Genomic DNA, 8,061 nt, shown 5'->3' with positions numbered 1-8,061 from the left:
ACCGGGGAATTCAGACGCAGAGAATATCCCGCTCTCACCACTGGAGATTAAAGAGCTCTTCATGGGTTCAGTCGATCTGGTTTGAGAGTTCTCCATTGGAGATCAGAAGAGTTATGGAAATTCCCTGAAACTCTCCTGATACATATTGTAATCACGTTATTTTCTGTTAATTATTAGTTTTGAACGATGTGATGCCAGTATTCCATACGCTGGCAGGAGAATAAAACCCGATTGTATCCATCTCTAAGTTAAATTCTGAGATGCAGTCCACCTGAGATTATCATTGTACATTCATCATTACACCAACGTGTTTCAGCTTATACGTCAACAGATCCATCAGTTCCTCAAGATCCCTGCATGACGCAATCTCTCTCGCATTCACTACCAGATTCAGGGATTGGCCCGTTTTTTTAAACACAGCCGGAAGAGGGACTGCAACAACGGGGTAGCCCTTTGCCATCTCATCCCGGTGCAGGAATTCAACTCTGAAGTCAAGGTCTTTCATAAATTTATTCCATTCCTTCTTCATCCCCGTGCTCCCGTAGGTAATTGCACACAGTGGACAGTCGTACGTGGACGGTGAAACGGTTTTATGGACACAATCATTTAATTCGCTGAAAACACCGCTGTCCGCATTGTAGACAAACAACAGAATTTCTTCTCCATGCCCGGTCTCTTCCATAACTCATAGAATATCATAAAAAGAATATAAACTGATCCTGAAAACTACTCCAGGGACATATGCCGGACAGCCTGCAAGCATTGCCGGACGGGCACATAGCTGACATACTCCCATGACTAAAGTGCCGGGACTATGTCAGTGTGCATATGTTTCAAAAAATGTGTAATATCACGATGATATTCTGAATGAATTCCCCTGTAACAGGATCCAAAACTGGCCCATTAACAAGGCAACGATAAAATTATTGGCGAATGGTTATCGTTTTATAAGCATAAAAGAGGGCGATGGATGATCTGGGTGAATATAGTTCACTGAAAATTGAAAATATTGTTGCTTCCGGAAGTGTTGCAGAGGCTATTGATATTGAATATATTTCAGGCGTACTGGATGGCTGTGAATTAAATAAAGCAAAATTTCCAGGTGCCATTTATCATATGAAAAACCCTGATATTGCACTCTTGCTTTTCTCATCAGGAAAAATTGTCATGACTGGAATATCAAACAACGATGAATTTCGGGAAGGCCTTATTACCATTGTACGTCAGCTAAACGAGTTTGGTATAAAGACAATTGAAACCCCTGATGTTGTTATTTCAAATATGGTCTGTTCATATGATAGTGGTAATTTTATTAACCTCAATAAAGTGGTTATCACGCTAAATCATGAGAGTGTTGAATATGAACCGGAACAGTTTCCAGGTCTGGTTTACCGAATGACAGATCCAAAAGTCGTGGCATTACTCTTTTCATCAGGTAAAGTAATTCTCACGGGAGCAAAGAATCTGGATGACGTTAAACTGTCAATTGATTATCTTAAGAATAAATTAAAACAGATTCAATAATCTGTTTTTCTCTAAAATTGTGAAAAATGCTTACGGAAGTCATCTCTTACAGATATGTACCGATGAAGCAGTGTTGATTCAGCAGACGGGTTTACCTTTTTTCCTGGTTCATACATCAGAACAGGCGCATCCCTCAACAATCACAATCCCCTCACGATCGTTATAGACCAAAAACGTGTAGACGAAATTGTATCAGAAAAATTAAAGGTTGCATTTTATAATAGTAGCATTATGTGCATTCCCGTCCAGCACCCCGGATTCCGTGCATCTGCTCTCGCACTCCTGACAATCGCACTCCTGACAATCGCACTCATCGCCGTGGTCTGCGGGGGTGCCGTGTCAGCGGATATCCCATCATCGACCACTACCCTGTCGAATGATAACTCCGTCAGCATCCTGCCGGTCAGGTTTATTCCCAATTACGGACAGTTTGAGGACCAGGTCTCCTTTGCGGTGCTGCGTGGTCAGACCAGCCTCACTTTTATGCCTGACTCACTGGTGGTGCACGGATACGGCACAGGGCAAAAAGATTCAGGTGATTCTGCCGCCATCGTGCAGACCTGGGAGGGCGCAGATCCCAACCCCCTGATTGAGGGAACAGGCCCGCAGGAGAATACGGCCAGTTTCTTTTTTGGATCAGAATCTTCCTGCTGCTACACGAACCTCACCACATATACGGGCATTGTGTATCGCGGCCTGTATCCCGGTATTGACTGTGTTTACCGGGATGCAGGCGGGAGGATAAAGCGGGAGTTTGTCGTGGCACCCGGTGCCAACCCTTCAAAAATCAGAGTCCACTATGAAGGAATCACGGGAATTTCTGTGGATACAGACGGGACACTCGTCATTACGACAAACACCGGTATCCAGACGGAATCCGTACCGGTCGGCTTCCAGATGATCGACGGAAGAGAGGTGACGGTGCCTGTCTGCTACCAGCTCCTGGGCGGCAATGACGTCGGGTTTGAAATTGGTGCCTATGACCCGGCCGTCCCGCTCACTATTGACCCCCAGCTGCTCTACTCCACCTACCTTGGCGGACTGGACAATGAAGACGGGAACTGTATCACACTCGACCCGGCCGGCAACATCTACGTCACCGGCACAACCAGTTCGCCGGACTTTCCCATTACAAAAGATGCACAGTCTCCGGATTTCTCAGAGAGCGCTACCGGTTCCTCGCAGATGTTTGTGACAAAACTCGATGCCACCACACACCGGCTCGTCTATTCAACGTATCTGGGCGGGAGTGCCGGGGGATATAACCCACGCATCGCTGTTGACAGCAGTGGCAGCGCATTCCTCACCGGCAAGACCAGTTCCGCAGATTTCCCGACCACTCCCGGTGCATACTCACGGACAGGCAGCGGGGTTCAGGACATCTTTGTCACCAAAATTGATCCGTCGGGCTCCTCGCTTGTGTATTCAACGTTAATCGGCGGGTCAATCGGTGATGGCGGTGCTGCCATCGCGGTGGACGAAGAGGGGAATGCCTTTGTGGCAGGCACCACGTATTCATCAGATTTCCCCACAACAACCAGTGCATTCCAACAGAAACAGCAGGGGTCGGGCGATGCATTCGTCCTGAAGCTGCACCCGGAAGGAACAGATCTGATCTATTCCACCCGTCTCGGCGGGACAGGAAATGATGAAGCGACCGGCATCGTTCTCTTTTCGGATGGTGCCGTCATCGTCACCGGCACCACGGGTTCGGATGACTTCCCGGCCACTGCCGGTAGCTGTTGCCAGCATCGGACAGGGGGAACGGATCTCTTCGCGGCAAAGATCAGTCCTTCGGGATCAGACCTCCTCTTCGCGACGTATATCGGCGGCTCCGGTGACGACGAAGCAGTGGGATGCGCCCGGTGTCCCGACGGCAGCATCGCGATCGCCGGGAAGACCCGTTCATCCGATTTCCCGGCGACTGACGCTGCCTTTCAGCAGAAGAACAGCGGCACCACCAATGGATTTGTGGCACGCCTGAACTCCACGGGATCAGGAATAACGGTGGCAACGCTGTTGGGCGGAACGGGATCGGACGGGATCAGAGGCATCGCCGTTGATGCGGATGGGGACGTCTACGTGACCGGTGTCGCCTGTTCACCGGACTTCCCGACCACCGACGGCGCCTACCAGCAGACATCCGTGAAGGAGTCGAGTGCATTCGTGGCACGTCTGAACGCCCCCCTGACAACGCTTTTGTACGCGACGTTCCTTGGAGATGGCACTCATTCAACGGGTACCGACATCGCTGCCGCCGGAAACGGCATGATATGGATGACCGGAAAGACCATGGATGCCACCTTCCCGACCACACCGGATGCACAGTTCAAAAATAAACGGGGCAATTCGGATGCATTCGTTCTCCTGATGCTCTGCGAAAATCTTGCGGATGCCGGTTTTACCGCGAGACTAGTGAATGATACCTCCCCTGCCACCATCATCTTCAATGCCACACCCACCACACCCGACACATCGTGGCGCTGGGATTTCAGTGACGGAACGGGTGCAACCGGTCAGCACACCACCCACACGTTCATGCATGCCGGGACGTATCCGGTCATTGTATTCGCAGAGACGCGGGCCGGTGTAACTCCCTGTATCAGGACATTTGAGATCGGGTTGGGCGGCAACCAGTCGCAGCCCGTCTCCCTGAAGGAACTGCCCCTCCCGACACCCGAATCAACGCTGTCCGTCATCTCCGGGGAATCCATTGAGGTGCACGGGACAGCACAGCAGCTCTGGTCATCTGCAGTCAGAATCTGGATGTTCGGGCCGAATGCAGCAACCGTTACCGAACAGCAGTTGCCTTTCGACCGTTCGTACAGCTACCATGTCTCCCAAGAGAAGACGCGTAGATTCGCCGACGCCCGGTATTTTATTGTGGTGCAGGAGCCGGGAGCTGATGACCGGTTCGGCGTCACCTACAATGCAACCTCTGATGAAGTCGCCACTTTGTACCGCAACACCGTACTCTTCCAGCTCGCCAACGCCCGGTCAATGGGAATTGACAATTCCGCCGGCACCCTGATCCAGGCAATCACGGATCCGGCCTCCCGCGACAGCTGCACCATCTATCAGGTAGTTGTGGAACAACCCTGGATCGAGATCGATCCCATAGGAACGGCACAAAAGAATACCATCAGGGTGTCAGGGATCACCAACCTTCCCGAAGGGGAGAGTCTCGGAGTGGACGTAATGACCACCTCAATTCATCCAACGTATAAAGACTACGACTGGTCGCACGGGATGGCAGAGACAAACACCACCGTGGCATGGGTAAACGCCACCACGCGGGGATTTTCCTGCATCGTTAATGCATCACTGCTCAGGCCGGGCGAGTACCGCCTTGAAATCTTCCCACATAGTGAACGCTACGATGTCGAGACCACACAGATTTTCAACCTCATGCCGGAGCCGTCACCAACCCTCCTGCCCCCAAACCCAGTCGACCGGGAAGACCTACACCTGCCAGAGCTCACCGTGAACCAATCGATGGAACCGGTGCTGCTCACGCACGGAGTCATGCTGGTGCCGGCAGACGAACAAATTAAAGACTACGAGATCCCGTACGGAGCAGTCATGCTCTTTTCCGTGGACGGGATTGTCCGGGTCTTTGATAATGAGGGCACGCAGATTGCTGCGTTCTATGACTCCAATGAACTCCACACCACCCAGGTGCCGAACGATGCCAAGATAAGTACTGAGGAATATGTGACGACCGTAAGTCTGGGCAACGAACGAATCCTCACAAAAATTCATGAGGCGGACAGCCGCTGACATCACGGGATACGGCATTTCTGCGGGGATTCGGGGTGCTGTACATGGCTTGTGGATCTGACTTCCGCACAATGTATGATATGTGATACAAGCAGAAGAAATGTGAAAAACGGCACAACCGAATCAATCATTGAAACACTCTTAAACGAGAGATCAGTGAGTAAATATGGTGAATCCGATTTTTTCAGGAGAGAGCACGATGAGATAACTCACCCGGATTCTTCACCAATACTCAACAATTTCTGCCATTAAGATCATCGGTGAGGCGCATAATCGTGCCCGGTGCCGCATCAGGGAATTGCCCGGCACCGGCTGCAACAGCCATGCAGGCAAGGACGATCAGAACAATAAGCCCTTTCAGTGCTCCTGCATGCACACCGTTTACCATCTCCTCATCGCACATGCCGTGATCACCAGCCCGGTGAGGAGAACTGCGATTCCAAAACCGGGCGTTTTTACTCCCTCATCGTCGGTAGTGTTTCCGGAGTTGGCTGCCGGTGTTGCGGGAAGTGGTTCCGGTGTATCCGGGCCGGGCAGCATTGACGAGGGGTGGGGGGCCGGCTGCACCCATGCATAGTAATGCACCGTCCCTCCTGCCGGAGGGATGTGCTGGACCTGCATGGTATGGCTTGTCCACCCGTCCGGTTCAACAACCCGGTACTCGGTGAAGGCAGGTTCGGTGAGATTCACCTCAACCCTGAGTATCCCATCTGCAATTTCACCCATATACTTCCGGTCGAAGTAGACTGCAGACCCTTCGACATTCTCATGCACGACATACCATCCCCGGTCACCACCATCCCATTCAGGATCAGGCTGTTCTGTCTGCACGTACCAGGGATGAAGATCAATTGTTTCTCCCCGGTGCGGGAACGGAATCGATATAGCCGGTGAAGGTCGCATGCCCCCCTTTTGTGATGGAATAACTACGGTATGGCGGTGCTGCCGGGTCCACCGGGACAACGAGTTCACTGCCGCTGATAGTGCCTTTATACTCATCATCAAAACAGACTTCTGCATCGCCATACGTATACCAGTGAACGATGTAGCAGCCAGGTTCAGTCCCGGTCTGGCAGTTCGCACCAACGAGAGGAAAACTACTCAGGAGTACGAGAAGAACAAGACAGACAGCAGATCTCTTCATGTTATTGTTCATAATGATTGTCTCCGTCCCCATGTTCAGACTGAATATTATTCCAATATTCGGTCATTTCCCGGACGTCAGAGATTAAATCTGATTGCTGCACGGAAAGTGCTCGCATCCCAATTTTTGTTTTCATGTTTTTCCTCCGTTTTTCATGTACCCGGAGGCAAAAACAGGCAAACGTATAAATGTGCGAAATCACATAAATGCAGATGGCCTCCGGGCACGCGAGGGGTTCAGCCGTTCTTGGTCGGTTCAGGTGAACCCCGTGCAACATCTTTTCGATACCGCATACCAGACTGTTGGCTTTGTTTTATTAATGGTTTATGGACCAATCGTTTACGCATCATCCAACTGTTCTGTTCAGTTGGACATAACCTCAAAAAGAGTCCCGGATTCAGGTGCCTTTGCTCCGTGATCTCAGAACACGGGAGTACAGTATCAAAAGCACAAATATTATGATAATTCCAATTGCTCCAAAAATAAGTAGAACAGGGCTGTAAAAAATGCTGAATTCACTATCTGGCACCGACTCATCATAAATTACCTTGTCCCCTATAACAGGTTCTTTGAGCACTGCCTCCGATGAAGTACTTATAGGTGTGTTTCTCACGGTACTCGTGGTTTCAGGGAGTTCCTGACTGGCCATTATATGGTGAATATAGGCTTTGGAATCTGGTTCTGTCACTTGATCTTTCATATCAGCAAAAGAGATCAGATTCCAGTCTGTGTTGCTCATCTCTACTGGGCTATATTCATAAAGAGAGTTTAGATCGCATCCTGTTACAGACCCAACCAAGATAAAAGATAAAATTATAATTGCAACTTCTGGATTAATTTGAGTCATTAAATGTCACCATTCATTATTAAGTGCGACATTCATTTCATCAGCACTCACCGCTGGCACCGCAACCACGCTCACCAGCAGCATTGCCGGGAGTATAGGGAGTGCCCAAATTCTGATTTTTGTTTTCATGACTTTCCTCCGGTTTTTCAGGTTGCCTGAGGCAAAGTCTGAAAATCTTCAAGTGATCTCGATGCCAATGCAGTCTTGCCTCCGGGCACGCGGGGGGTTTAGCCGTTCCTGGTCGGTTCAGGTAAACCCTGTGCAACATCTTTTCAGTGCCACATACCAGACCTTCGACTTCGTTTTATTAATGGGTTATGGGTCAATCGTTTACCCGTCATACAGCTTTTCCCGTTCAGTTGGATGTCTTCGATCAAATAAAATGGATACTCCTCCCTATTCGACTGCATAAAAACCATTCAAAAAGAGGATGATAAATAATATTTCGAAGAAAACAATCGTATTTTTGGCAAAACGTATCTAAAGTCAACTACTCACGACCAGATCCATAGGCTTCCTGCCTGTTTTGATCGTAAATTCCCCAGAACACGTTGATAAAATAAAATTCGTATTTTGATTTAAAAACCGGTTTTTCCCGGTTATAGTTTCAGTACGACAACCGCATTATTACCTAAGTTTGCCAGTTTGAGTTCATTTACCTGAGCAGACTATCCGCTACAGCGATCAAAAATTTTCATTTTTTGTCCGGATAATCTATTTGACAGTTAGTGAATTTCACTCCATAAAATCATAAAATCCCCCAATT

The 8,061-nt window shown here is 49.4% G+C and carries 8 protein-coding genes; 2 read left to right on the top strand and 6 right to left on the bottom strand.

Annotated elements, in window-relative coordinates; translation table 11 throughout:
- Positions 1-280: 280 nt before the first annotated feature.
- Positions 281-682, bottom strand: a complete 402-nt coding sequence (locus MKMG_RS09785) for a hypothetical protein (protein WP_165077636.1) — start codon at positions 680-682, stop codon at positions 281-283.
- Positions 683-966: 284 nt separating this feature from the next.
- Between MKMG_RS09785 and MKMG_RS09780 the strand changes: the two genes are divergently transcribed.
- Both MKMG_RS09780 and MKMG_RS09775 read left to right on the top strand, forming a co-directional pair.
- Entirely contained in the window at positions 967-1,524 is a 558-nt protein-coding gene (locus tag MKMG_RS09780) for a TATA-box-binding protein (protein WP_165077635.1), read from the top strand.
- Positions 1,525-1,755: 231 nt separating this feature from the next.
- Positions 1,756-5,304: an SBBP repeat-containing protein gene (locus tag MKMG_RS09775; protein WP_165077634.1), complete on the top strand. Its 3,549-nt coding sequence runs from the start codon at positions 1,756-1,758 to the stop codon at positions 5,302-5,304.
- 232 nt (positions 5,305-5,536) lie between these two features.
- On the opposite strand, the gene MKMG_RS09770 is transcribed toward MKMG_RS09775, so the two are convergent.
- The 5 genes from MKMG_RS09770 to MKMG_RS11705 form a co-directional block, all read right to left on the bottom strand.
- Positions 5,537-5,707 (bottom strand): hypothetical protein, encoded by a 171-nt coding sequence (locus tag MKMG_RS09770; RefSeq protein ID WP_165077633.1) that lies wholly within the window; start codon positions 5,705-5,707, stop codon positions 5,537-5,539.
- Positions 5,686-6,207: a hypothetical protein gene (locus MKMG_RS09765; protein WP_165077631.1), complete on the bottom strand. Its 522-nt coding sequence runs from the start codon at positions 6,205-6,207 to the stop codon at positions 5,686-5,688. Before MKMG_RS09765 ends, MKMG_RS09770 begins: the two co-directional genes overlap by 22 nt.
- Positions 6,152-6,460, bottom strand: a complete 309-nt coding sequence (locus MKMG_RS09760) for a hypothetical protein (protein ID WP_165077630.1) — start codon at positions 6,458-6,460, stop codon at positions 6,152-6,154. The genes MKMG_RS09765 and MKMG_RS09760 overlap by 56 nt, the downstream gene beginning before the upstream one ends.
- A gap of 385 nt (positions 6,461-6,845) precedes the next feature.
- On the bottom strand, positions 6,846-7,295 hold the full coding sequence (locus tag MKMG_RS09755; RefSeq protein WP_165077628.1) for a hypothetical protein: 450 nt from the start codon (positions 7,293-7,295) through the stop codon (positions 6,846-6,848).
- A gap of 6 nt (positions 7,296-7,301) precedes the next feature.
- On the bottom strand, positions 7,302-7,424 hold the full coding sequence (locus tag MKMG_RS11705) for a hypothetical protein (protein WP_256366080.1): 123 nt from the start codon (positions 7,422-7,424) through the stop codon (positions 7,302-7,304).
- Positions 7,425-8,061 lie beyond the last annotated feature (637 nt).

The organism is Methanogenium sp. MK-MG, assembly GCF_009914725.1.
Classification (GTDB): Archaea; Halobacteriota; Methanomicrobia; order Methanomicrobiales; family Methanomicrobiaceae; genus Methanogenium.
This window is presented reverse-complemented; position numbering and strand designations above follow the sequence as displayed.

Coding starts and splice junctions, on each gene's coding strand:
- MKMG_RS11705 (WP_256366080.1), bottom strand. CDS start 7,424: ATGAAAACAAAAATCAGAATTTGGGCACTCCCTATACTCCCGGCAATG.
- MKMG_RS09760 (WP_165077630.1), bottom strand. CDS start 6,460: ATGAACAATAACATGAAGAGATCTGCTGTCTGTCTTGTTCTTCTCGTA.
- MKMG_RS09785 (WP_165077636.1), bottom strand. CDS start 682: ATGGAAGAGACCGGGCATGGAGAAGAAATTCTGTTGTTTGTCTACAAT.
- MKMG_RS09780 (WP_165077635.1), top strand. CDS start 967: ATGGATGATCTGGGTGAATATAGTTCACTGAAAATTGAAAATATTGTT.
- MKMG_RS09765 (WP_165077631.1), bottom strand. CDS start 6,207: ATGCGACCTTCACCGGCTATATCGATTCCGTTCCCGCACCGGGGAGAA.
- MKMG_RS09775 (WP_165077634.1), top strand. CDS start 1,756: ATGTGCATTCCCGTCCAGCACCCCGGATTCCGTGCATCTGCTCTCGCA.
- MKMG_RS09755 (WP_165077628.1), bottom strand. CDS start 7,295: ATGACTCAAATTAATCCAGAAGTTGCAATTATAATTTTATCTTTTATC.
- MKMG_RS09770 (WP_165077633.1), bottom strand. CDS start 5,707: ATGTGCGATGAGGAGATGGTAAACGGTGTGCATGCAGGAGCACTGAAA.